The organism is Nocardia sp. NPDC052254 (assembly GCF_040679495.1).
Classification (GTDB): domain Bacteria; phylum Actinomycetota; class Actinomycetes; order Mycobacteriales; family Mycobacteriaceae; genus Nocardia.
The window spans coordinates 751,800-776,493 of sequence record NZ_JBFAUW010000001.1; the positions used below are offsets into that span (position 1 = coordinate 751,800).

General features: G+C 67.3%; 22 protein-coding genes and 1 pseudogene. 4 read left to right on the top strand and 19 right to left on the bottom strand.

Annotated elements, in window-relative coordinates:
• Positions 1 to 5: 5 nt before the first annotated feature.
• Positions 6 to 1,553: a bifunctional 3-(3-hydroxy-phenyl)propionate/3-hydroxycinnamic acid hydroxylase gene (locus tag AB0L57_RS03495; protein WP_364956424.1), complete on the bottom strand. Its 1,548-nt coding sequence runs from the start codon at positions 1,551 to 1,553 to the stop codon at positions 6 to 8.
• 162 nt (positions 1,554 to 1,715) lie between these two features.
• On the opposite strand from AB0L57_RS03495, the gene AB0L57_RS03500 reads away from it, so the two are divergent.
• On the top strand, positions 1,716 to 2,471 hold the full coding sequence (locus tag AB0L57_RS03500) for a helix-turn-helix domain-containing protein (RefSeq protein ID WP_364956427.1): 756 nt from the start codon (positions 1,716 to 1,718) through the stop codon (positions 2,469 to 2,471).
• Here the strand turns inward: AB0L57_RS03500 and AB0L57_RS03505 are convergent.
• From AB0L57_RS03505 to AB0L57_RS03535, 7 genes are all read right to left on the bottom strand, one after another.
• The gene (locus AB0L57_RS03505) at positions 2,393 to 3,160 is read right to left on the bottom strand and encodes an IclR family transcriptional regulator (RefSeq protein ID WP_364956430.1); all 768 of its coding nucleotides are present in this window, start codon (positions 3,158 to 3,160) and stop codon (positions 2,393 to 2,395) included. The two genes, AB0L57_RS03500 and AB0L57_RS03505, sit on opposite strands and share 79 nt — an antisense overlap.
• Before the next feature lie 185 nt (positions 3,161 to 3,345).
• Positions 3,346 to 4,746 carry an MFS transporter gene (locus tag AB0L57_RS03510; protein ID WP_364956433.1) on the bottom strand — a complete coding sequence of 467 codons (1,401 nt, stop codon included), beginning with the start codon at positions 4,744 to 4,746 and terminating at the stop codon, positions 3,346 to 3,348.
• A 326-nt stretch (positions 4,747 to 5,072) separates the two neighbouring features.
• A complete protein-coding gene (locus AB0L57_RS03515; RefSeq protein ID WP_364956435.1) occupies positions 5,073 to 5,876 on the bottom strand; it encodes an ATP-binding cassette domain-containing protein in 804 nt (267 codons plus the stop codon).
• On the bottom strand, positions 5,873 to 6,907 hold the full coding sequence (locus AB0L57_RS03520) for an ABC transporter ATP-binding protein (protein ID WP_364956438.1): 1,035 nt from the start codon (positions 6,905 to 6,907) through the stop codon (positions 5,873 to 5,875). The genes AB0L57_RS03515 and AB0L57_RS03520 overlap by 4 nt, the downstream gene beginning before the upstream one ends.
• On the bottom strand, positions 6,891 to 7,787 hold the full coding sequence (locus AB0L57_RS03525) for an ABC transporter permease (protein WP_364956440.1): 897 nt from the start codon (positions 7,785 to 7,787) through the stop codon (positions 6,891 to 6,893). The genes AB0L57_RS03520 and AB0L57_RS03525 overlap by 17 nt, the downstream gene beginning before the upstream one ends.
• A complete protein-coding gene (locus tag AB0L57_RS03530; RefSeq protein WP_364956443.1) occupies positions 7,784 to 8,725 on the bottom strand; it encodes an ABC transporter permease in 942 nt (313 codons plus the stop codon). Before AB0L57_RS03530 ends, AB0L57_RS03525 begins: the two co-directional genes overlap by 4 nt.
• Positions 8,726 to 8,753: 28 nt before the next feature.
• Entirely contained in the window at positions 8,754 to 10,325 is a 1,572-nt protein-coding gene (locus AB0L57_RS03535) for an ABC transporter substrate-binding protein (protein WP_364956446.1), read from the bottom strand.
• Between the two features lie 573 nt (positions 10,326 to 10,898).
• On the opposite strand from AB0L57_RS03535, the gene AB0L57_RS03540 reads away from it, so the two are divergent.
• A complete protein-coding gene (locus AB0L57_RS03540) occupies positions 10,899 to 11,648 on the top strand; it encodes a TetR/AcrR family transcriptional regulator (RefSeq protein ID WP_364956449.1) in 750 nt (249 codons plus the stop codon).
• A gap of 102 nt (positions 11,649 to 11,750) precedes the next feature.
• Here AB0L57_RS03540 and AB0L57_RS03545 read toward each other — a convergent pair whose 3' ends face one another.
• The 11 genes and pseudogenes from AB0L57_RS03545 to AB0L57_RS03595 all read right to left on the bottom strand — a co-directional run.
• Positions 11,751 to 13,406 (bottom strand): AMP-binding protein, encoded by a 1,656-nt coding sequence (locus AB0L57_RS03545; RefSeq protein WP_364957265.1) that lies wholly within the window; start codon positions 13,404 to 13,406, stop codon positions 11,751 to 11,753.
• Between the two features lie 96 nt (positions 13,407 to 13,502).
• On the bottom strand, positions 13,503 to 14,162 hold the full coding sequence (locus AB0L57_RS03550; protein ID WP_364957268.1) for a PaaI family thioesterase: 660 nt from the start codon (positions 14,160 to 14,162) through the stop codon (positions 13,503 to 13,505).
• A 71-nt stretch (positions 14,163 to 14,233) separates the two neighbouring features.
• The gene (locus tag AB0L57_RS03555) at positions 14,234 to 15,340 is read right to left on the bottom strand and encodes an acyl-CoA dehydrogenase family protein (protein ID WP_364956452.1); all 1,107 of its coding nucleotides are present in this window, start codon (positions 15,338 to 15,340) and stop codon (positions 14,234 to 14,236) included.
• Between the two features lie 58 nt (positions 15,341 to 15,398).
• On the bottom strand, positions 15,399 to 16,565 hold the full coding sequence (locus tag AB0L57_RS03560) for an acyl-CoA dehydrogenase family protein (RefSeq protein ID WP_364956454.1): 1,167 nt from the start codon (positions 16,563 to 16,565) through the stop codon (positions 15,399 to 15,401).
• 105 nt (positions 16,566 to 16,670) lie between these two features.
• Positions 16,671 to 18,329, bottom strand: coding sequence for an AMP-binding protein (locus AB0L57_RS03565; RefSeq protein ID WP_364956456.1), 1,659 nt, complete (start codon positions 18,327 to 18,329; stop codon positions 16,671 to 16,673).
• A 37-nt stretch (positions 18,330 to 18,366) separates the two neighbouring features.
• Positions 18,367 to 19,185, bottom strand: coding sequence for an SDR family oxidoreductase (locus AB0L57_RS03570; RefSeq protein ID WP_364956458.1), 819 nt, complete (start codon positions 19,183 to 19,185; stop codon positions 18,367 to 18,369).
• Between the two features lie 4 nt (positions 19,186 to 19,189).
• The gene (locus AB0L57_RS03575; protein ID WP_364956461.1) at positions 19,190 to 20,338 is read right to left on the bottom strand and encodes a steroid 3-ketoacyl-CoA thiolase; all 1,149 of its coding nucleotides are present in this window, start codon (positions 20,336 to 20,338) and stop codon (positions 19,190 to 19,192) included.
• Between the two features lie 135 nt (positions 20,339 to 20,473).
• Entirely contained in the window at positions 20,474 to 21,259 is a 786-nt protein-coding gene (locus tag AB0L57_RS03580; RefSeq protein ID WP_364956464.1) for a hypothetical protein, read from the bottom strand.
• 56 nt (positions 21,260 to 21,315) lie between these two features.
• Complete coding sequence (locus AB0L57_RS03585; protein ID WP_364956465.1) at positions 21,316 to 21,939, bottom strand: TetR/AcrR family transcriptional regulator; 624 nt, start codon at positions 21,937 to 21,939, stop codon at positions 21,316 to 21,318.
• 311 nt (positions 21,940 to 22,250) lie between these two features.
• Complete coding sequence (locus AB0L57_RS03590; protein WP_364957271.1) at positions 22,251 to 22,799, bottom strand: nuclear transport factor 2 family protein; 549 nt, start codon at positions 22,797 to 22,799, stop codon at positions 22,251 to 22,253.
• Positions 22,779 to 23,189 (bottom strand): annotated as a pseudogene (locus tag AB0L57_RS03595) (nuclear transport factor 2 family protein); the annotation flags it as partial. The pseudogene AB0L57_RS03595 and the gene AB0L57_RS03590, both read right to left, overlap by 21 nt.
• A gap of 434 nt (positions 23,190 to 23,623) precedes the next feature.
• On the opposite strand from AB0L57_RS03595, the gene AB0L57_RS03600 reads away from it, so the two are divergent.
• A complete protein-coding gene (locus tag AB0L57_RS03600; RefSeq protein WP_364956468.1) occupies positions 23,624 to 23,848 on the top strand; it encodes a hypothetical protein in 225 nt (74 codons plus the stop codon).
• Positions 23,849 to 23,888: 40 nt separating this feature from the next.
• The gene (locus AB0L57_RS03605) at positions 23,889 to 24,686 is read left to right on the top strand and encodes an SDR family oxidoreductase (RefSeq protein WP_364956471.1); all 798 of its coding nucleotides are present in this window, start codon (positions 23,889 to 23,891) and stop codon (positions 24,684 to 24,686) included.
• The last annotated feature ends 8 nt before the right edge of the window (positions 24,687 to 24,694 follow it).

The following is a 24,694-nucleotide window of genomic DNA, read 5'->3' on the forward strand; positions in this document are numbered from 1 at the left end:
AAGTTTCAGCAAGACGCAACGGTGAGGCCGTGCACGTCGTCGGCCGCGACGAAGCGGTCGGGCCGTACGGCGACGGCGCGGACGCCATAGCGCTGCAGCCAGGGCCGCAGCACATCGTCCAGGTCGACGAGATCGTCGCGACCACGCGTGTGGACATTGCGCGGGCGCACGGCGACATAGCGCGCGCCGAGCGCGTCCCAGGCGGCCTTCTCCTCGGCGGCCAGCAGTGCGGCCGGGTCGACATCGTCACCGAGCAGAACGAAACCGTCACCGAGCAGGTCGTCGAGCCGTGTCATGCGCCCGGCGGTATCTCCCACGATCGGCTGGGGCAGCATTCGCCCGATGATGCTGGCGTCACCGATCTCACCGCGCAACCAACCGGCGGTCAGGGTCGGCGGCGCGGTCAGGGGTGGTTCGTGCGGTGTCACCAGCCCCTCGGGCACGGCGTTCATCGCCTCGATCTCGGCCGGGGTGGCCTCCTGTTTGATGACGCGGCCCAATTGGACCGCGAGGCCGGTGTAGAAGGCCGCGTTCGGCCGCCGCTCGACCTCGTAGGTGTCCAGCCATGCCTCCGGTAACGCACCGCGCAACACCCGGCCGAGCTTCCAGCCCAGATCATGGGCATCGCGCATCCCGGTCTGCATACCGGCTCCGGCCCAGGGCGGCATCATGTGCGCGGCATCGCCGACCAGGAAGACGCGACCGTTGCGCCAGGTGTCGGCCATCCGGACGTGATGGCGGTAGAAGGCGTAGCGGTGGATGTCGACGTCGTCCTCGGTCACGCCGATCGCCTCCAGCAGCGGCCAGACCTCGGCGGTCGTCGGGAAGTCCGCCTCGGTCTCACCGTGCATGAGCGGGAGCTCCCAGCGATGGTTGCCGCCGGAGAGGGCGATGTCGACAACCGGTCGTTTGCTGTCGGTCCAGAAGGTGAGGACGTCACGGTCGGGCCACCAGCGCCGCACCGCGCAGTCGACGACTATCCAGAGCGTATCGGCGGTATCGCCGTCGAGCTTCGCCCCGATCCAGCCGCGGGTGCGGGAGGAACCGCCGTCGGCTCCGATGGCGTACCGGGTGCGACAGGTACGCGCCCGCCCGGTCGTGGGATCGGTCGTCGTGATCGTCACGCCGGACTCGTCCTGATCGACGCCGGTCACCTCCGCGCCGTATCGAACGGTGAGCCGGTCCCCGTATTCCACACCCGCCGAACGCAATTCGGCCTCCATCGTCGGCTGGTAGATGTTGTAGAACCGCGGCCGTGCCCCGAGCGTGCTCGGCGGATGTTCGATGCGCATGACCTCCGCACCGCCGTAGGTGACCCAGCGCAACATCCGCTGGGGGTCGATGACCTTGTCGATCCGCTCGTCGATACCGAGGTTCTGGAAGATGCGCATCGTCCAGTCGTTGACGGTGACCGCGCGTGCCCGCGGATAGATGTCGCGCTCGCGCTCGAAGGCCACGACCGACACGCCCTGCCGGGCGAGGGTGAGAGCGCCGATCACGCCGGAGGGGCCGTATCCGATGATCGCGACGTCGGCGTCGAAATCCTGACTCATGGGGGTCTCCCGATGTCCACGATCGACCACTTTCGGACCGATCGTTCCATTCCTTGGCTGCCAGAGTCACATGTGATCGCGGACACTGCCAGAGGATTCCGCGGTGCAGAATCGGCCCGAGCCTTCGCCGCCGGCTCGGGTGGCCCTTTTAGGCTGGCTCGCATGGAGCTCTCGCACGATCGCGCCCCGGTCGACCACCCCGCCGGTAATCGGCGCGGGCGCCGCTCGCGAGCGGAGATCCTCGAGGCGGCCTCGCGCCTGATGGCCGAACGTGGCTACGCCGCCACCACGATCTCGGTACTGAGCGCGCGAACCGGGCTCCCCAAAAGCGCGATCTACCACCACTTCCACTCCAAGAGCGGGCTGCTGTCGGCGGTCATGGCGCACGGCGCCTACGACTTCTACCGCGCCATGGAGCAGGCGCAGGCGACACCTCCCGCCGGCGGCAGCACCCGGGAGCGGCTCGGCTGGTTCCTGCGGCGCACCGAGGAGGTGTTCATGGCGAAGGCCGATTTCCTGCGATTGCACCTGATGCTGCTGATGAGCGCCGAGGCGACCGATGCCGAAGTGAGCTCGATGATCGAGCAGGTCCGCCGGGACGGGCGCGCCCATTTCCATCGCATGATCGCCGAGGCATTCGTCGCCGAGGGGCCCGAGATCGCGCAGGCGATCGCCGACGAACTCGACTACTTCGGCATGGCCGGCTTCGACGGCGCCTTCATCGCCTGGCAGGCCGACCGGTCCCGGGGCCTCACCGACCAGCTCGCTCAGCTCGCCGACGCGCTCGCCGCCATGGGCGCGCAGATCGCCGCGACGCGGCGCGACGCGGCCGGACCGCCTCAGTCCAGTCCACGTTCCAGCCGTGCGGCCGCGGCCCGGAGCGCACCGACGTACCGCGGCAGCGATCGCTTGTCGTAGCGAACCGAAGGCATCGATACCGACAGGGCCGCAACGGCATTCCCGCTCCCGTCACGCACCGCCACCCCGACCGCCACCACACCGCGTTCGGACCGGCCGTCGTTGACCGCGAATTCGTTGCGCCTGATCTTCGCCAGCTCATCACCCAGTTGCCCCAGATCCGGCGGTGGCTCGGGCCGTTCGGTGAAGCGCTCGGGGGCGTAGAGCGCCGCGAGCTCGGCGGCCGGAACCTCGGCGAGCAGCACCAGCCCGCCGGAGGTGCGCTGAGCGGGAAAGACCATCCCCTCCCGGCTTCCCACCCGAAGGGCCTGCCCGCACTCGACACTGGCGACGAAGCGAACGGTGTCGCCGGTACGGACCGTCAGATTGGCGGACTCCCCCAGCTGATCGACGATGCGGTGCAACTCGGGCAGTGCGGCCGTCCGCAACCGGGACGCGGCCGAGCGGGAGTGCGCGGCGAGCTCGAGCAAGGGACCGACTCGGTAGGCCCGATCGGAGTCCTGCACCGCGAAATCGCGATATACGAGCATCCGGAGCAGCCGATGCGCCGTCGACGCGGCCACCCCGATCCGATCGGCCGCCTCGGAAACGGTCAATGAACCCTCCAGCTGCAGCATCGCCGCGATCCGGAGCGCGTTGTCGACACTGGTGATCGCGTAGGCCGGTGGCGCCTTGAACGGCTGACCCAACTCGTCACCTCGCTTCTGTAGAGCAGAAAAGTTTGTTCTCCAGATCGGAACTACATCCACGATAGCCGCAGGTGCGTCGCCCGGGGTTCCGGCCAGGGCATCGCCACCGCCCGGGCGCGGCCGGAGGTGACACTGGTCCGGATCGCTCCCCGCCGCGAACCGGTCGACCGATGGTGCGCCCCGGCCTAGGTCGGGTGCGGCGCTCGGATTGCGCCGCCGTCGCGAACCTCGTCCGGTTCGTGCGGTTCGGCGGTGAGGGCGCGCCCGCGTGTTTCGGCCGTGCGGGCGACGGCCGCGGCGGTGACGAGGGCCGTCACCACGATGATCGCGCTGAGCGGCAGACTCGAGCCGCCGTTCGCGGCGAGGAGACTGCTCGCGATCAGCGGTACGAACCCGGCACCGATCAAGCTGGCCATCTGATAGCCCAGCGAGACACCGGTATAGCGCGTCTTCGTACCGAACATCTCCGCCAGCAAGGGCGCCAGGGGCGCGTACATCAGGTTCTGCGCCACCTGCGCGATCAGCAGGCTGACGGTCAGCCACCATGCCGAGCCGGTGTTCACGAGCGCGTACATCGGGAACGCGAAGACGACGGCGCCGACCGCCCCCACCATGCTGACGACCCGGCGCCCGACCCGGTCCGACAGTGCCGAGAACAGCGGAATCGTCAGCAGGGACAGGGACGACAGCGCGACCAGAGCGCGCATCACCTCGGACGCGTGATACCCGATTCCGGTCGCGTAGGCGATGATGTGCGAGGTGGCCAGCGCCGTCAGCGCGAACGGCCCGATACCGGCCGCGCACGCCAGAATCAGCGGGCGCGGGCGGCGCAGAACAGCCAGTAGCGGCGTCGTGCTCCTCGGCTCGGCGTCGGCTTTGTCGACCGCGTTTTGATAGACCGGACTCTCGACGACGCCCAGGCGAACGTAGAGACCGACGACCACGAGCGCACCGCAGAGCAGGAAGGGAAGTCGCCAGCCCCAGGAGTAGAGGCTGTCGTCCGGCAGTGCACTCACCGCCATGACCACGACCGTGGAGAGCAGAAATCCGAGCGGAGAACCGAGCTGCATGACCCCAGCCCAGGTGCCGCGGCGGTCGTCGTCGGCGTGTTCGATCACCATCAACGCGGCCCCGCCCCATTCGCCACCGATGGCGATGCCCTGGATCAGCCGCAGTACCACCAGCAGTACCGGAGCCGCGACGCCGATCGACCGGTAGTCGGGCAGCAGGCCGATGACGAAGCTCGCGCCGCCCATCATCACCATGGTCACGATCAGCATCGACTTTCGTCCGAGCCGGTCGCCGAAGTGGCCGAAGACGATGCCGCCGAGCGGCCGGGCGACATATCCGGCGGCCAGGGTGCCGAAGGCGGCGATGGTGGAGACGGCCGAGTTCGTCGAGGGAAAGAACAGATGCCCGAAGACCAGGGCGGCCATCGTCCCGTAGAGCATGAAGTCGTAGTACTCGAGGACCGTGCCGAGCAGGCTCGACAAGGCGACTTTGCGCAACTGGGCGGCGTCACTCGTGCGAGCCACGCCGGCGCTGGGGCCCGCATCGGCACGCGACGGTTGCTTCGGTGTGTGCATCGGGGCTCCAGCGTCGGGGTCCGACCGCCGCGCGGACAGCGCGGTCCACATGACCGTGCGGCGGTGATCGAATGATTCGTTGTGCGGCCGAAATGATCACGTCGGCAAGCTTTTTCATTCCTCCGGAACAGGATTCTCCCGAGCGATGAATGATACGAATTCGGTCCTGAAACGATTACAGGACATTTACCTGTACCTACGACAGTGGTCTTTCCGGCTGATGGAAGAATCGTCCTGCGCCCGGTGGCGGCCGAGCCCGCCGAATTGACGAGCACGACAGCGCCGGAACGACTTCCCACCCGCCGACGGCTCCGTGTGCCCGGCCGTCATCGCCGTACACTCCGCGGAACAGGAACGGGGATGGCGGCCAGCAGTTTTCGGGTGTATTCCTGACGCGGATCGCCGTAGATCTGCTCGACGGTTCCCGACTCGACGACCCGGCCGCCGGCCATCACCAGCACCCGGTCGGCGATGACCTCGATCAACGCGAGATCGTGACAGACGAACAGGTAGGCCAGCCCGAGCTCCTGCTGAAGATCGCCGAGCAGGTTGAGAACCTGCGATCGAACCGAGACATCCAGGGCGGCAACGGGTTCGTCGCAGACGATCAATTTCGGTTTCAGGGCCAGTGCCCGGGCGATCGCGACCCGCTGCAGCTGCCCACCGGACAGTTCGGCCGGATATTTGGCCAGGTGACGCGGGCCGATACCGACCTTGTCGAGTAACGCCGTGACCGTCCGGGTGCGACTGCCTCGGTCGATGCCGGAGTGCACGATCAACGGTTCGGCGACCGCGTCGAGAATGCTCATGCGCGGATCGAGGGAACTGTGCGGATCCTGGAAGATCATCTGCATCCCCCGGCGCATCGCCCGCAGCCGGGCGGGATCGGCGGCCCGGACATCCTCGCCGTCGAACATGATGGTGCCGGTATCGGCCTCGATCAGTCGCAGCGCCATTCTGCCGACGGTCGACTTGCCCGCGCCCGATTCGCCCACCACCGCGAGACATTCACCGGGATCGAGGGTGAACGAGACGTCGTGTACGGCATGGGTCCACCGGGTGCGCCGCCCGAGAAGATCACGTCCGGCCGGGAACGATTTCGATAGGCCGGCCACCTCCAGCAGACTCATGGTTGCCGTACTCCCGTCAGTTCGAGGTCGGCGGTTCGCAGGCATCGCGCCCCGCCGCGGTCGGTGGCCACCAGCGCCGGATGGGTGTGGTCGCACAGTCCGGTCCGCGCGTGCGCGCATCGTTCGTGGAATCGGCAGCCGGCCGGCCATTCGCCGGCCACGGGGACCCGGCCTTCGATCGCGGCCAGGCGCCGGCTCCCACGACGCCCGGGCTGCGGTATCGATGCCAGCAACCCCGCGGTGTATGGATGCCCGGGCGCGTAGAAGATGTCTTCGGCGCTGCCCTGCTCGATCACCTCACCGGCGTACATGACGACCACTCGCCGGCACAGTTCCGCGACCACCGCGAGATCGTGGGTGATGAACAACAGCCCGATGCCGGTCTGCGCCTGCAGATCCCGCAACAGCTGCAGAATGGTCTCCTGCACCGTCACGTCCAGAGCGGTGGTGGGTTCGTCGGCGATCAGCAGGCGGGGATTGCACGCCATGACCATCGCGATCATCACCCGCTGGCACATTCCGCCGCTGAACGCGTGCGGATATTCGCGCACCCGCTCGGCGGCCCGGGCGACCTGCACCATGTCGAGCATCTCGACCGCACGCGCCCGGGCCGCGCGCCGATCGAGACCGAGATGCCTGCGAACCGATTCGGCGATCTGGTCGCCCACGGTAAAGGCCGGGTCCAGGCTGCGAATCGGCTGCTGGAAGATCATCCCGATTCCGCTGCCCCGCAGTTTGCGCCATTCTCGTGCGGGTAGTGCGGTGAGATCGCGGCCCTCGAATTCCACGGAGCCGCCGCACATCCGGCCGCCGGTGTTGCCGGTCAATCCCATGACCGCGAGCGAGGACACCGTCTTCCCGGAACCCGATTCGCCGACCAGCGCGACGGATTCGCCCGCACCGACATCGAAGGACACTCCGTCGACGACGGTCACCCACTCGCGCTGGGCCGCGCGGAACTGCACGGTCAGATCGCGGACCCGCAGCAGCTGTGGTTGCCGCTGCCCGGCCTCGTCAGTTGTCACTGCCATTGCGGCTCCTCGTCAGGGCTCGGCGCGCACCGTCGCCGAGGTAGGTGAACGCCAGGACGGTCAGGAAGATCATCACGCCGGGTGGCCAGACCAGATGGGGCGCGAGCTGCATATTCGATGCCGCGGTGCTGAGCATCGAGCCCCAGCTCGCGGCGGGCGCCTTCGCGCCGAGTCCGAGGAAACTCAGACTCGCCTCCGACGCGACGGCCGTGCCGAAGGATACGGAGATGACCAGGATGATGGGCGGCATCACATTCGGCAGGATGTGCCGGACGATCGTTCTGGAGGTCCGGCAGCCCAGCGCGATGGATGCCTCGATGTAGGTCTCGGCGCGCACGTCCATCGTCGAGGCCCGGGCCACCCGGAAGAATCGCGGCGCCATCACCAGCCCCACCGCGAACATCGCGTTGCCGATACCGGAACCGAGGACGGCGACGATCGTGATCGCCAGCACCAGTGCCGGTGTACTCATCAGCGCCTCCATACATCTGGTGAGCACGGCGGCCACCCAGCCACCGCGGTAGCCCGCCACCACCCCCAGCGGCAGACCGAGAACCAATGCCACGCCGACTGCCTGCAGTGCCGCCGTCAGCGAGATGCGAACTCCGAAGATCAACCGGCTCAGCGCATCTCGGCCGTAGTCGTCGGTGCCCAGCAGGTGCCGGCCGTCCGGCGGGCGCAGCCGGTGCAGCAGATCCTGCGCATAGGGATCGTAGGGAGCCAGCACGGGCGCGAAGATCGCCGCGATCACCAGCAGCACGATGAACAGTCCCGCGATCACCGTGACGGGTCGTTTGCGCAGGACACCGATGGCCGTGCGGAACCATGCGAACCGGCGGGTGGTTTCCGCCGGCCCGGCCGCGGACGTGGTCGGGGTCATGAGCGCACCTTCGGGTTGAAGTAGCCGTAGGAGATGTCCACGAGCAGATTCACCAGGACGACGACGACCGTGGTGAACAGGACGAAGCCGAGAAGTACCGGAACGTCGTGGTTCTGAACGCTGTTGACCGCGAGGCTCCCCATACCCGGCATGTTGTAGATGATCTCGATGGTCACCGCGCCGCCGAGGACTTCCGAGACCCGGAATCCGAGCACTGTCACCACGGGAATACACGCGTTCTTGAGACCGTGTTTTCCGATCACACTCGCCCGGGACAGCCCGCGGGCTTCAGCATTGAGGATGTAGTCGCTGCCCAGGACCTGCCCGAGCGCGGATCGCAATTGCAGCGTCACCTCGGCCGCCGGCAGTAATGCCAGTGCCACGCCCGGCAGGACCAGATGTTCGAACCACGGCACGAATCCGTGCGACAGCGGTGTGTACCCGAATGCCGGAAATATCTGATGCGACACCGCGAGCAGCAATACCAACACCAGTCCGAACCAGAATGCGGGCACGGCGATCGCCACCGACGCCAGTACGTTGATTCCGCGATCGACCACTCCGCCCTGGCGCAGCGAACCCGCGATACCGAGCACCAGACCGATCAGCACCGCCAGCACCATCGCGAACATCACCAGCGACAATGTTGTCGACATCCGCCGCAGCAACAGATCCACCACGGACTGGTTCGACCACAACGACATTCCCAGATCGCCGTGCAGCGCCGAACCGACCCAATCCAGGTACCGCACGAAGACGTTCTGATCCAGATGCAGATTTTCGCGCAGTTCCCGCAAGCGTTTCGGTGTGGAGTTCTCCCCCGCCAGCACGACCGCGGGATCGCCCGGAGTCAGATCCATCAGCAGAAATATCAACAAGGGAACGATCAGCAGCAGTGGTATCGCTGCCAGCAGCCGCTTCCCGGCATAACGAAGCATGGAGGCTCTCCTAGCTGTACGGGACCGACTACTTGGTCATTCCCACATGACGAATGTCGAATATTCCGAGGTCCACCCACGGGATGTCGTCCACGCCGACAACCTTGCCGGTGAAGATCTGGGCGTTGGTCTGATTACAGATCGGCACGAACATCGCCTCTCGCAGCGCGAGATCCCAGATCTGCTGATAGATCGGCGCACGCTGCTCATGGGTCAATGTGGGATCGGCGGCCTTCGCCCCGAGATCCCGGATCTTCGGATTGCCGTTCGCGAGGGCGTACGGACCGAAGAGGAATGTATTCACGGTCTCGGCCGGGTCGACCTTCGGACTGAAACTGTTGGCCACCATCGACGGGAAATCACCGGCGATGTACCGGGGTTCGTTCTGCGTATTCGGGACCGGGTTCAGACTCGCGTCGATACCCACCTTCGACAAGTTCCCCTGCAGGACATTCGCGGTGTTCTCGGTATTGGTTCCCGCGCCGAACGCCAGCGCGATCTTGGCGCCACCCGCCGACCGCACCAGCGCCCTGGCCCGGTCCGGATCGAACGGATACGGGTACCGATAGGACGGATCCGCCGGCCAGCTGCCCGCCGGATACATCTGGCGATGCGGACGACACGTACCGGAGAACAGCGCGCTCACGGCGTCGGGGTCGATGGCGGAGGCCACCGCCTGCCGCACTTCGGGTTTGGCGAGATCCCCGTCCGGCCGCATGTACAGGCCGAGCACATTCCGGAAGACGACCTCGTCGACCCCCAGTGATCCCGCCCGTCCCAGTGATTGCGCCTCGACGACTTCATTCGCCGAGCTCACCCAGCTCAGATCGGTCATCCCCGTTTTCAAACCGTTCAGCCGGGTCCTGGCGTTGGGAATGGTCTCGAATTCGATCCCGGCCAGCCGGCCCGCCGCCGGATCCCAGTTCGTGCCCGGTGCCCGCACCAGCGACAGCGATTCCTCCGGCACGTACTCCCGCACCTCGTAGGCGCCGGAGCCACCGGCGCCCGGGCCGTTGCGAATATCGGTACCGGCCTCGATCACCTTGGGACTCACCATCATCCCGACGTTCGTGCTGAACACCCCCGGCAGTTCCACTCCGGTCCCAGGTACCAGCCGCAGGCGAACGGTGTGGTCGTCGACGACGTCGACGCCCGTGATGTTCTGCAGTGCGGCCTTCACCGTACTTCCCGCCAGGTTCTTACCCCGGCCGATATTCGCCACGACCGTCGCAGCGTCGAAAACCGCACCGTCATGGAACCGGACATCGTCGCGCAGCACCATCTCCAGATACGATCCGTCCGGCGCGAACCGCCACGACTTCGCCAGTCCCGGAATGAGATTCCCATCCTTGTCGACTGTCGTGAGCCGGTCGAACACGGTCGTGATGTAGCCCCAGCCCCCATAACTCGTCTGCAGATAAGGGTCCAGATTCCTGGTCGGCGAGCTGCTGGTCACCCGGAGAACGGCATCGTGGTCGAGTTCGCCGACCGGACCGCCGAAGCCACCGTCCAGCCGGCCCCCGCCACAACCGGCCAGAAGAAGCACGGCGACGGCGGTCGCGACCACACTGCGGGAGACACGAAACCTCTTGCGGTTCATCGCGTTCCTTTCACGATCGAAAGATCTGGACAATCCGACTGCCGATCGCCGGTCGGCAGTCTTCGTTCGGCCTCGCCCCCTTTCACAGGCGAGCACCTGGCGGAAAACGGGGAGAAGAAGAGTGCCGGCCAGCTGGGCAAGCGGCTTCGCCACCTCAACGGGAGGCGCCGGGAACAGTTCTGGGGCAGGTGATTCCGGCGTTGCTCAGGCCTCGAACAGCCCGGCCGAGCCGTGCCGCCGAAACACCGATATCGCTGGGAAATCCGGGAGGAATGAACCGAGATCCATGCACGTACTCCTTGCATGCTGCCGTGTCGGCCGGCGTCCGGCGCCGAAACCGAGCACAGTTAGGGTTCTACAAAGCAACCGCTTGCTTGATCACGTTAGATGGATCACATATGACTGTCAACCAATCGGTACGTACAACGGAAATGGCACAGCCACAGCGACTCTCGAGCTGGTGGAACTCGGGAGCATCCGGCCGAACCGGACCGACGGGGTGCGCCACAGCGGTCGTGTACGCTGATCCGATCAAGCGCTTGGTCCGCTGGGCGCGGTACGAGGAGGAGTCAGGTGGCATCGACTCGCAGGCAGGACATCCTGTTCCACGCCGCGAAGCTGTTCAGCCGACGCGGGGTCGCGGGCACCACCGTCCGGGATATCGCCGACGATGTCGGGATCCTTTCGGGCAGCCTGTATCACCACTTCGCCTCCAAGGATGCGATCGTCTTCGAGATCGTGACCACCTTCGTCGACGATCTCAACGCCCGGTACGAGGCCGCACTGGTACCGGGTGAAACCGCTCGCCAACGGCTGGATCGAATGGTCGCGGTGTCCTTCGAGGCCGCCACCGACCACCCCTTCGCGACCGAGATCTATCAGAACGAGAGTTCGGTGTCGGCACAGCCCGACGGCAGCCGCATCGCCGTCGCGGTCCGCCGGGCGAACGGTTACTGGGCCGACGCGATCGCCCGCGGTGTCGCCGCGGGTGAGTTCCGAGCCGATGTGAACCCCGATCACTTCCATCGGATGCTGCGTGAATCCGTATGGCTCACCGTGCGTTTCCATCGCGCATCACTCGAGCACGACGCCGAGCGGCTCCGACACGACCTGGTCGCGGTCTTTCTCGACGGCTTCGGCGCCCAGGGGCCGGCGCGGCCTGTTTCGACCGCGGCGGGCCCGGCGCGGCAGCCGGCACCGGCGGCCGAGCATTCGGCACCGCTTTCTCCGAATGCCGTGGACAGTTCGGCGTTCAACGATCTGCAGCGCAATGTGCGCGAGCTCGAAGAGGCGGTCCGCGAGTTGCGCGGGTCACGCGGCTGACGCCGAACCGGCTCCGGCACTGCACAATTCGGCCGGGTGGCACCGAGAGACCGAGCGGGTCTCGGTCACTGCCCGGCCGCCGTGCGCGGGGTACGCACCGGATCATGGCCGCGACGGCTCCGGTTCCGGGAGAAACCGCGCGCGGCCGTAGGTGTGGAATTCGCGTTCCAGTGCCTGCTTGTCCGCCTCCGTCATCGCCACGTACCGAGACTCCGCGCGCCCCGCACGCTGGAATACCGGCTCGTCACCACGCCACAACTGAGCCTGCAGTTGCCGTTTGAGGACCTTGTTCGATCCGGTGACGGGCAGATTCGCCGACACACGCACGAACCGCGGCGCCGACTTGGTGCCGAGATCGTCCTGGCCACTGAGGAATTCGGCGAAGTCCACCGGATCGAAGTCCGCCACATCGGCCACTTCGACCGCGGCCATCACCTGATCTCCCGAGCGCGGATCGGGTACCGCGTAGACACCCGTCGCGATGATCTTCGGATGCCGTCGCAGAATCCGCTCGATCATCAATGCCGAGGTGTTCTCCCCGTCCACGCGAATCCAGTCGCCCTTTCGACCGGCGAAATAGATGAACCCGTCCTCGTCGACATAGCCCAGATCACCCGTCCAGTACCAGCCGTGGCGGATTCGCTCGGCCACCGCGGACTCGTTCTTGTAGTAGCCCTCGAAGCGCTTGGCACCACCCTTGTCGACCATCTCGCCGATGGCCTCGTCCGGATTGAGCACCCGGCCGTGCCGGTCGAGCCGGGCCCGGGCGCATTCGGTCCTGGTCTCCGGGTTCACGACGACGATGTCGGCGTGTGCCGGACGTCCCATCGCGCCCGGGGGCATATCGGGGGCGGCCCGCACCGATCCGGCGCCTTCGGAAGAACCGTAGCCCTCGAACAATTCGGCCCCGAACCGGCGGACGAACTCCACCTTGTCCTCCGGCGAGGCCTCGGTGCCGAAGCCGCGCACCAGAGTGTTGTCGATGTCGTCCGGCCGCTCCGGGGTCGCCATCAGGTAGCTCAGCGCCTTGCCGACATAGGTGAAGAACGTTGCGCCGAAGAACCGTACGTCGGGAAGGAACCCGGAGGCGCTGAACTTCCGTGGTAAGCACACGGTCGCACCGTTGGCCAACGCCGGTGCCCACAACGCCATCAGCGCATTGCCGTGGAACAACGGCATACAGCAATAGTCGACATCCTCGCGCACATGACCGTATTTCGCGCTGTTGGCATACGCCAGCCGCGCCAACCGGCCCTGACTGCACCGCACCGCTTTCGACATGCCGGTGGTGCCCGAGGTGAACAGCAGCAGGAACAGCGTCGATTCGTTCACCGCCGGATCGGCGACCGGCTCGGCGACGCGGTGCGCGTCCACCCGGTCGGGATAGGACGGCGCGTCGACGAGAACGAAGCGGTCGGCGCCGAGCCCGAGGTCCAGATCGCGGATCTTGTCCATGCCCGCGGTGTCGGTGACGATCAGCTGGCAGTCGACGTATCGGATCTCGGCCTCGAGTTCGGCGCCGCGCCGTGTCGGGTTGATGCCGACGATCACGGCGCCGGTCATCGCGGCGCCGCCCAGCCAGAACAAGAACTCGGGGGTGTTGTCGAGCAGCACGCCGATGTGGAACGGACCGTCGGTGCGCAGCGCGGCGGCCAGCGCACCGCGTGCCGCGCTCTCCCGGACCGTCTCGTCCCAGGTCCAGTCCCGTTCGCGGGTACGCACACCCAGGTGGGTGTCGTCGCGCCGATCGAGCAGCATCTCGGCTATGGTCGCGCGTTCCAACTCAACTCCTGTCGTCGTATACCTGCCCGCACCCTCGGGACGGCCGGCGGTCGCTCCCCGGATCATCGGGCGTCAGCGTGGACGCGCGAACGCGCTCTGGTCGATGAACAAACCCTGCGCGGACACGCAGACCGTGCCGTCGGCAGTGCGGATGTCGCCGACCGTATTGATCTTGGCACCGTCCTCCGAAACCAACCGGCCGCATACCGTGAGCGGTTCGAACAGCGGTGTAGGACGGTGATACCGCACATTCAACTGCGCGGTGGCGCCCTTGCGCCCGGCCCACATGTTCGCGACCCCGAGCGTGTGATCGAGCAGCTGTGCGGCCACTCCCCCGTGCACATGTCCCGGCGGCCCCTGATACGGAATGGTCAGGGTGACGACACCATCGACGGATCCGTCCGCCCGGCCGGTGAGAACCAGTGGCGGTGCGAGCGGATTCTCCACCCCGGTGGCCGGGTCGTGCCGGGTGATGCCCTCACCGCGCCACATGTCGATCAGGCGATCCGCGACCGGCGGCGCGTGCTGATCGAGGTGGTCGGCGATGGTGTCGAGCACCGCGGTCACCCGGTCCAGATTCGCGGCGCGGCGATCGGTGCGCATCAGGGCCTCGATCACCCGCCGCGCCGCCGCTGTCGCGCGATCGACGGGTACATCGCGCGGCGAGGAGGTCACCACGCTGTCGTGCGGCGCGGTGGCCAGCGTCGGGCGGACCGGCGGCTCGAGGTTCATCGGCCCCTCGTGGTCGCGTGCATCGGTGCCGGACAACATCTCCCGCACGCCGACCGTGATGTCGGCCGGCATCACAGCGGCACCCCGATCCGGGCGATCCGATCACCGAGCCGGGCGAGATCGGCGCTCGCCGCACCGAGTGTCGCGGCGATCTGCTTGCCCCACAAGAGGTATCGGTGCACCGGATAGTCGATATCCACTCCGATCCCACCGTGTACGTGCTGGGCGCGGTGGACCACGCGCTGCCCGCCGTCGGTGGCCCACCACTTGGCCACCAGCCCCGCGGTCCCGGGGTCCTCGCCGTTGCCGAGCAACCAGGCCGCCTGCCACAGCGTGACCCGCATCGCCTCGAGATCGATGTAGCAGTCGGCCAGTTGATGACTCACCGCCTGGAACGTCGACAGCGGCCGCCCGAACTGCCGTCGCCCGTTGAGGTACGAGACGGCCCGGTCGATCGCTCCGGCGGCGACACCGGCCTGCAGCGCCGCCAGCGCGACCTCGACCCGCGCGACGAGCCAGGCCACCGAATCTCCCTCGGCCAGCAGCTCGGCGGGCGCACCGTCGAAGTCCAGATTCGTGGCGATCGCGCGGGTCGTGGTCTCGTTGTTCTCCGCACGCACCCCCGCACCGGCCGGATCCACCAGGAACAGGCCGGTTCCCGACGAGGTCGCGGCCGAAACCACCACCCGGGCGGCGATATGCGCGGCCGGGACCACCGCCTTCGCACCGGTGAGCTCCCAGGTACCGGTGGCCGACCGGTGTGCGGTCGTCGCGGGCCGGGTGGGGTCGGCGGGGCCGAATTCCTCGAGGCCGACGGTCAGGAACAGCTCACCGTCGGCGGCGGGCACCACATACCTGTGCTGCTGTTCGGGAGTACCGAATTCCACGATCGCCGCGGCTGCGAGAACGGTCTCCCACAGCGGCACCGGGGCAACGCTGCGCCCCTGCTGTTCGAGCAGCACACACAGTTCGGTGAAACCCAGACCACCGCCGCCCGCTTCCGCGGGCAGTGCGATACCCACCAGCCCGGCCCGGGCCAGCTCCCGCCACAACTCGCGATCGATACGCTCCTCGCCGGCCTCGACGACCGTGACGCGCTCGGTTCCCGACTTGCCGCCGAAGACGGCGGCGGCCAGATCCGCGATCGCGGTCTGCTCCTCGGTGAAGGCGAAATCCATCAGTTCTCCTCGCGTGTGATGTCCCGGCCGGCCGGCGTGTTCCGAGGGTCGAGAACGCTCATCGGCCGCGGGCCGCCTTGGCGGTCCCCAGACCGAGGGTGGCGACCATGTCCCGCAGTACCTCGTTGACCCCGCCGCCGAAGGTGTTGACCACCGCCTGCCGCGAGAGTTGCTCGATCTGCCCGGCCAGGATCGCCCCCGGGCTGTCCGGGCGGATCCGTCCGGCGGCGCCCAGGATGGCGAGCAGGGTCCGGTAGACGTCCACATGGGTTTCGGTGCCGAACACCTTCGTGGCCCCGGCGTCCGCGCCCGAGAGCGTATCGGCCGCCACCGCGGCCGTCATCTTCCAGTTCAGCAGGCGCATCGCCACCAATTTCGCGTGCGTGCGCGCGAATTCCTGCTGTACCCAGGCGATCTCGATCGCACCCGACTCGCGGGCCCAGTCGAGCACCTGATTCCACAGGCCCTCGGTGCGCCCGCCCAGGGCCGCGAGGCCGATGCGCTCGTGGTTGAGTTGTGCCGTGATCAGCCGCCATCCGCCGTTCGGGTCGCCGACGACGGCGTCGTCACCGACCCGAATATCGGAGTAGTACGTCGAGGTGACCGTCAGTCCGCCGACGGTGTGGATCGGCGACCAGGAGAAGCCGGGATCATCGGTCGGCACGATGAGGATCGAGATGCCCTGGTGTTTCGGTGCGTCCGGATCGGTGCGACATGCCAGCCAGACGTAGTCGGCGGTGTTCGCGCCCGAGGTGAAGATCTTGTTGCCGTTCACCACCCACTCGGCACCGTCGCGCACCGCCCGTGTCTCGAGCGATGCCAGGTCGGTGCCCGCCTCGGGCTCGGTGTATCCGATCGCGAAAACGATGTCGCCGGCGAGGATTCCGGGTAGAAACCGGGCCTTCTGCTCGTCGGTGCCGTATTTCTGCACTGTCGGGCCCACGGTGTTGACCGTGACGAACGGGAACGGGATACCGGCGCGCTGCACCTCGTCGAAGAAGATGAACTGGTCCTCGATGGATCGGCCCTGTCCGCCGAATTCGGCCGGCCACCCGATGCCCAGCCACCCGTCGGCGCCCAGCATCTTGACGATCTCGCGGAACCGGTCACCACCCACACCCTGCTCACCGGCGGCGCGCCGCTCGTCCTCGGGAAGCAGCGCCGCGAAATAGGCACGCAATTCCCGCCTGAGCTCCTGTTGCCCGGGTGATTCCCGCAAATCCACAGTTGTTCTCCTAGCCGTTCACCGATGCCGCGACGTGGCTGGAGGCTAACGGTGCGGTCCCTCACGGGACCGGCGCCATCCCATCCAGCGGAAAGTGTCGTACCGTCAGCTACCACCATCCGAAAAGGCCCGAATGACGTCTCGCCGCTTGACTTTCCCGGTGGCGTTGCGTGGCAGCGACTCGGTCGTGATCACCCATTGCGCGGGCACCTTGTAACGCGCGATGCGCTCGGCCACGAATGCGCTCAGCGCCGGCGCGGTGACCGCACCCGGATCCGCGAGCACCACGACCGCGACCACCTCTTCGCCGAGATCGGCGTGCGGAACCCCGATGACGGCGCATTCGGCCACCGCGGGATGTTCACTCACCGCATTCTCCACCTCGGTCGGATAGACATTCTCACCACCGCGCAGGATCAGGTCCGATCGGCGGCTGCTGACGATGAGATGACCGTCCTCGACAGTGCCCAGATCTCCCGTGCGCAGCCATCCGTTCTCGTCGATCGCGGCGGCCGTGGCCTCCGGGTCGTTCCAGTACCCGAGCATGACGAGTGGACCTCGCAGGCAGATTTCCCCCTCGGTGCCGTCGGGGAGCCGCCGTCCGTGCTCGTCGCGCACTTCGATGCTCATCGTCGCCACGGCGGTGCCGGCCGTATCCGGCCGTTGCTCCAGATCGGCCGCGGTCGCCAGTGTTGCGGCAGAGGAGGATTCGGTGAGGCCGTAGGACGTTCCCAGTGAGCGGCCGGCCGTGGGCAGGGCCCGGCGCAGCCGCTCCTTGAACGACGTGGTCGAGGGAGCACTGTTCACCGACACCGTCCGCAAGGAGGACAGGTCGTAGCCGGACAGGTCACCGTGTTCCAGCAGACGGTGCAGCATCGTCGGCACCGCTCCCCAGTTGGTGACCCGTTCGGCCTCGATGAGCCGCAACACCCGATCGACGTCGAATCTCCCGGTGCCGATCACGGCGGTATCGCCGAATGCCAGACGAGGCAGGGCGAGGTTGTGCAGCGCGGAGATGTGGAACAGCGGCGAGACGAGCAGGAACCGGCGAGCGACGGGAGCACTGCCCAGCTCCGCGGCGACGGCATCGTTCAAACGATGAAAGTCGATCGCCGCGATCATATTTCGATGGGAATGCAGCGCGCCCTTCGGACGGCCCGTGGTTCCGCTCGTGTAGAGAATGACCGCCGGGTCGTCCTCGACCGTGTCATACGGCGGTAGCGACATCCTCCTCGCCGCGGTGGACAGTCGCGGGATGTCTTCTTCGATCGACAGCACCGGCACATCGACCACGCCGAGAAGTTCCCTGCGCCGGGCGTCGGCCACGACGAGCGCCGGTGTCGAATGCCCCATGGCGTAGGCGATTTCGCGCGCCGACCACATCGAGTTCATCCCGACCACAATGGCGCCGGCCGCGGTCGCCGCCCAGAACGCGACGATCCATTCGGCACTGTTGGCGGCCAGGATCGCCACCCGGTCGCCCTTGCCGATGCCAAATTCCGTGCGCAGTGCGTGGCTCAGCGAAGCGACACGGTCCAGATGTCCGGCGAAACTGAGTCGGGTCTCACCGCAGACGAGATATTCCGTCTCCCCGTACGCCGCCGACTCGGCGAGCACCTGCCCCAGCGCATGTCTGCGATGCCGGAACACCGGCATCGGCCGTCCGTCGACGGGTTCGCGCGTGATCTCGAATTCCGCTCCTGGCGCGGTGAGGTACGCCATGACCTCCGCGCGTGGGTTCGGCTGCACCGGTTGATCGGCCATCTGCGATGACACCTTCCTGCTACGACCCGCTCGATTCTCAGCGCACGGTCAGCTGACCGCCGTCGATGTTCCAGGACTGACCGGTGATCCAGCCGGCCTGCTCACTGGCGAGAAATACCGCCGCCCAGGCAACCTCGCGTGCGTCGCCGATCCGCCGCAGCGGCACGTTCGCCGCGACGTAGTCCTGCCACATCCGCGACGACCGGTCCTCGATCCGGCTGGTCCCGGTCACCCCCGGGCACAGCGCGTTGACGCGAATACCGTGCGCGCCCAATTCCTTCGCCATCGACGAGGTCAGCGATTGGACCGCGGCCTTGGACGCGGAGTACGCGGCCGTGTTCGCTCCGCTGAGTTTGCCCGCGATCGACGAGATGTTGACGATGCTGCCGGTGCCGCCACCGTCGACCATGGCGCGGGCGAAGGCACGGCTCACCAGGAAGGTGCCCCGCAGGTTCACCGTCAGCACCGCATCCCAGGCGTCGACGCCCAGTTCGATCACCGGAACCCGATCGCCGGCGCGGGCCGCGGCGGCGTTGTTCACGACGATGTCGACTCGGCCGTATTCCGCCCGCACGCGCCGGACCAGATCGTCCACCGCCGCTTCGCTGGTGACATCGCAGACCAGTGCGCTCGCACGCCGGCCCAGCTCGCCGATTTCGCTTGCGACGGAGTCGATGTCGCGCCACCCGCAGGCACGTTCCTCGTCGGTGTACCGGTCGGGGGAACGCCCGGTCCCGGTCACCACCACATCGCAGCCCGCGCGGGCCAGCGCCACCGCGGTCTCGCGTCCGATGGACCGCATCCGGCCGGCCCCGGTCACCACCGCGACCGCGCCGTCGAATCCTGTGAGCCGCATACGATCAGATCCTTTCGATGATGGCGCCGGACACCATCGCGCCCCCGGCACAGACCGCCACCAGCGCGCGCTCGCCGTCCCGGCGTTCCAGCTCGTCGATCGCGGCACCGACCAGCCGCACGCCCGACGATCCGACCGGATGCCCCAGCGCGATCGCGCCGCCGTTGACGTTGAGCCGGTCCTCGTCGATGCCGTGGACTCGCGCGGCCGACATGGCGACCGCCGCGAAGGCCTCGTTGATCTCGAACACATCGATGTCGCCGAGCGACATTCCGGTGCGCCGCAGGAGATGTTCGACCGCGAGTACCGGCCCGTCGAGCAGATAGCGGGTCTCACTTCCGAGCAGACATTGCCGCACGATCCGCGCCCGCGGTCGCAACCCCAGCGATACCGCGAAGTCGTGATCCATCAGAACCGCGGCCGCGGCACCGTCGGAGATCTGTGAGGCCGTGCCGGCGGTGTGCAGACCGTCCTCCAGGACCGGGTTCAGTGCGGCCAGCGCCTCCAGGGAGGTGTCACGTAGCCCCTGATCCCGGGAGACGACGGTGCTCGCGGCGCCGTCGGTCCCCGGCACCTCGACGGGAATGATCTGACGGTCGAAACGTCCTTCCTGCCATGCGGTGGCTGCGCGCTGCTGCGAACGCAAGCCGAACGCGTCGAGATCGGCGCGGGCGAAACCGCGGCGGCGCGCGATGCGATCCGCCCCGACGAATTGGGTGGGCAGATCCAGCGACCAGTCGGCGGGCCGGGGCCGGCCGACATTCTCGGAGATGTTCGACAGCAGCGGCACTCTCGACATGGCCTCCACACCACACGCCACCCCGGCATCCAGCACGCCGGCCGCGATCTGCGCGGCGACCAGGTTGACCGCCTGCTGACCGGAACCACACTGGGCGTCGATCGTGGTCACGCCCGTGCGCTCCGGCAGCCCCGCGTGCAACCACGCGGTGCGCGCCACATTGGACGACTGCTCACCGGCTTGGGTGACACATCCACCGACGACCTGCTCGATGGATGCGGGGTCCACGCCGAGCCGGCCGAGGATGCCCGACTGCACCGCGCCGAGGAGTTCGGCGGCGTGCAATCCCGACAACCATCCGCCACGGCGGCCGATCGGCGATCGTGCCACGTCGACTACTACCGGCTTGCCCATGCGAATCCTCCTGGAACGATTGAAGAGAAGATGCCCTCTCGATGAACCGGCACTGCCGCGACCGATCCGACCAAGCGCTTGATCGGCCTTGGTCGGCGCAGCGAATTCCTGCCGATTCGAGCGGGTGGATAACTGTCAGTGCGTCGTCGTCGGCGCGGGCTCGTCGAACCAATTCCACTGCCACGGAACGATGCTGCGCAGCGGACCCTCGAAAACCACGGATTCCAGCTCACTCGAATCGACGGGGTCCTCGCGTGCGCGATCACGCTCGGCGAGGTCGGCCACATAGTCCAGCGGATCCTCATCGAGATGGATCAACTGCAGCCGCCAGTGCGGCAGTCGATCCGGTCGCGCACCGGCCAGCTGCAGCCGCTCACTGCGGAACGTCCACCCTCCGACCGCGCCGGCGGCCTCGAGCAGTTGCGGGACCCGCACCCGGTCGTACCAGCGATCGAGTGTCCCGGTGGCGGCGGAGGCGGGGTCGCGCAGCTCGCATATCCGCACATACACGCCACGCGTCGGACGAAATGGCAACGCGGCCAACGATATCTGCGAGCGATCGCTCATCCGGCCGCGAACCGGCCGGAAGAATCCGGTCACCGAGCGCCGGGTCCATGACAGCTCGGGTCGGCGGCCCTGCTCGAGAGTCGACCGGCCGAGCGCTTTCCACTCCCGCTCGCTGTCGTCGGCGGGTTCGGCGAACCAGTACATCGCCATGTAGTGGAAATCCCGCAGCAACGGGTCGGCTCTCGTCCCGACCGCCGCGCAGTCCGGCGACAGGACCCATCGGTCCCCATGGACGACTCCTTGCAGCGCAAGGTTTTCGGGGCGGTGATCGAGCATGTGCCACTCGTTGTATTCGGCGTGTCGACCGGGATCGGTGATCTCCGGGAAAGAGAAGAAGGCGCGGGTGGAAGTCATGATCGTTCGTCCTTCCCGGCGATCCGGCGATCGCCGAGGAATCCGGAATCCGGCTGCTATTCCTCCGGGAGGACGAGCCGGATGACGTCCTCCACATTGCGCAGCGCCTCCGCGAAACTGATCCGGCCCGACGTCCACAACGCCAGTGCGGTGAGCATCGTCCCGCCGATGGCCAGGGAAGCGACCCGGGCCAGCTCGGGCGGCACCCCATCCATCAGATCGAACAGGGCCGCGCGGTTCGCGGCCGCGCGCTGATCCAAGGTCTCGATCACGTATTCGTCGGTGGACGAATACAATTCGATCTCCAGACGGGCGAAGTGCGGCCCGCGCTGATATGCGCGCATCTCCCGCCGGTGCAGGGCGAGCACCCGCTCACACACCGTGGCGCCGTCCGCGACACGGGGAGCGGCGCGCTCGGTGTCGAGTTTGTGCAGCAGCCGGTTGTTCCACTCCTGCATCGCCGCCGCGAGCAATTGCTGTTTGGCGGGAAAGTAGCGGTAGAGCGTTCCCAGCGCCACCTCGGAACGTTGGGAGACGTCCTTCATCTTGATGCGGTCGGGTTCGGTCTGCTCGAGCATCTCGATCACGGCGTCGGCCAACCGGCGCCGTCGCCCGAGCTGGCCCGCCGTCATCGACTCGGTACTCATCGGCAACTCGGCCCCGGATGTCACCGGCATCATGCTAATGACCTCGCCGGTACCGGCCGTCACCGCATTCGCTCCGGTCGCGGCTCGGCGATGCCGTGGCATGCGACACGCAGCGTCACGGCGCGGTTCACATGTTCGCCGATCAGCGTGCCCGGATCCGTTGTCATGCGACCACTCCTCCCATTCGAGAACTCGGCGAGCGTTCCGAAAACAATTAGAACCTCGTTCTTGATCCTGTCGACGAACCGTACCCGGAAGAAACGCGATCTGTACCGATGTGTCGCACCGGAAAGAACTGCATTCTATTCATGGGGCCTGAGCAGCGTGAACGGCTCCAATCTCGGTCACCGCGGGTCCCGCTGAGTGGAAACCCCGATTGAGCGGTCTCGGTCCGGTTGAACGATCCGAATGTCACCGACGGTGTGGTGGACGTCGAAATGTAATTCGGCCACCCGCCAGCCCGCCGCGGTCCGGCGCAGCGAGTGGCGGTAGACACCGAAACATTCGTAGGGCTCGAGTGCGGCCTTCACTCCGGCGCCGTAGTGGTACACCCGGGCCTTGCACATCGATACGGCGGTGTCACCGTCCACGGTCACGATATGGGTGGCGAGCAGATGCTGACTCGGCCCGCAGCCGTCCAGCATCGAGCGGATCATCTGCACGATTGCGGTGCGACCGGTGATCGGGCGACCGGCGGGCCGGCCGTACCGGGCGACCGCGTCCTCGGCGAAGACCTCGTCCAAGCCGGCCCAGTCGCGATCGTCGAGCGCGTAGGCGTAGCGGTTGACCACCTCGGTCACCGCGGCATCGTCGCTCTTCCCGGCAGCGGACGGCACCGCGCTCACCGGCCCCCTGCGCAGGTGCCGGCTGGTGTCACCGGCGTAATCGAGCATGCTGTAGTCACGAAATGTGAAGCGCCACTGCCCGTCGACCCGCTCGAACTCATCGTGATAGCGCCCGGTGACGATGCTCTGCAGCGGCAGTTCCGGTGTCGATTGCAGCACGGTGTAATAGGACCGGCATCGTGCCCGGCCGTTGTCCACGTCGATCTCGAGCAGCGGGTTGGTGGTGACATGTTTGGTCCGCGGCGTCCCGCAGGGATATATCCGCACCGTGGCCCGCAGCGTCTCGAGCAGACCGGCAGCATCCAGCAGGTCGGGTCCGGCACCCATCCGGATCCGCGCGTGCCGGAACAGCTCGGCGGCGTCTTCGAGCCGACCGGCGTCGATGTTCTCCGCATATCGGTAGAGCAGATTGGTGATCTCGGTTGCCGAATCGGGCATGGTCTGCCTCTTCTCTCGTCGAACTCCGGGCCGCGCCGGGCGGAACTCTCGTGATCACGATCGGTGAACCGTTGAGCTACAACATCTTCCCTGTCACCGCGCGGCGACGACGGGCTTCCGGGGTGCTCGTGCATCGTCGGTAGCGGGCCGCTACCTCCGATGCTGATCGCGATGGCGGTGGTGCCGCCGCGCGGGCGAGACGATAGGGAATGCGGACCGCGGGCAACGGCCGGGATTCCGTTCACTGGGACGACGGCGTCACGGTCCGCCGACCTGAAGCATCATTGGCTCGCTCGGCCACACACCGTGCACGGTCGGGCGCATCGCCCGGCGAGGCGAATATCACCGCTGTTGGGAGGCACAATGACGCACGATCGCATCGATGAACGCCTCGCGCGGGCACGACCGCGCGGGCCCGCGCATCGGGAAAATCGGTGACGAGTATCGACAGCGGACCGGTCGTCTCCTCGCAGTTGCGGCCGATACTCGACTATTTCGGCAAGTGCCCCGCATGCGGATATCCGGCCGAAGCGGCATTGCTGACAACCGGTTTCATCGACGGCACGATCACCCGCAGAGTGGTTGCGACATGCGGTCTGCCCTGTGGCTGGTCCGACCACGTCGCTCCCGCTCCGATGACGGACGCGTTCCGGCGCTGACAGCCGCTCGGCCACACACACATTCCAGCGAAGGAGCAACGTGCAGACATTCGTCGTCACCGGAAGCGCATCGGGAATCGGTGCGGCAACCAAGGCCCGCTTGGAGTCCGACGGCCATCGCGTCCTCGGAATCGACCTGAACAATGCCGACATCACCGCGGATCTCGGCACGCTCTCCGGGCGCCAGGCCGCGGTGGCCGCCGTCGGTGACCGTGTCGACGGGTCGATCGACGGCTTCGTGGCCGCGGCCGGGGTTTCGTCAGCGCCCGGCATGACGCCGCACCGGATGCTGGCCATCAACTACTTCGGCGCCGTGGAGTTGCTCGAGGGCCTGCGTCCCCTGCTCGCCGCCGCCCCGCTGCCGGCGGCGGTCCTGTTCAGCTCCAATTCGACCACCTGCCAATCGAACTGGCACACCGAGGTCGCCGAGGCCTGCCTGGCGGGCGACGAGGAGGCGGCCGGCGCACTCGCCGACGCGAACGAGACGCCCCGGGGCACCCAGACCTATCCCGCCTCCAAGGCCGCGCTGGCGTACTACGCCCGCACCAGATCCGCCGAGTACATCTCCGACGGCATCCGGCTCAACGCGGTCGCACCCGGTGTGATCGATACCCCGATGAGCCGGGCGGCGAGCGCGGATCCGGTCACCGCGGCGGCGACCGAGAAGTACATCGCGGCCATCCCGTCCGCACGCGCCGGAACCGCCGACGAGGTCGCCTCCGCCGTGACATTCCTGCTCGGGCCGGACTCGACCTATGTCATCGGCTCGGTCCTGTTCGTCGACGGCGGTTCCGACGCGGCGGCCAGGGGTATGGACTGGCCCGCACGCAAGGTGTGAACGCGCAC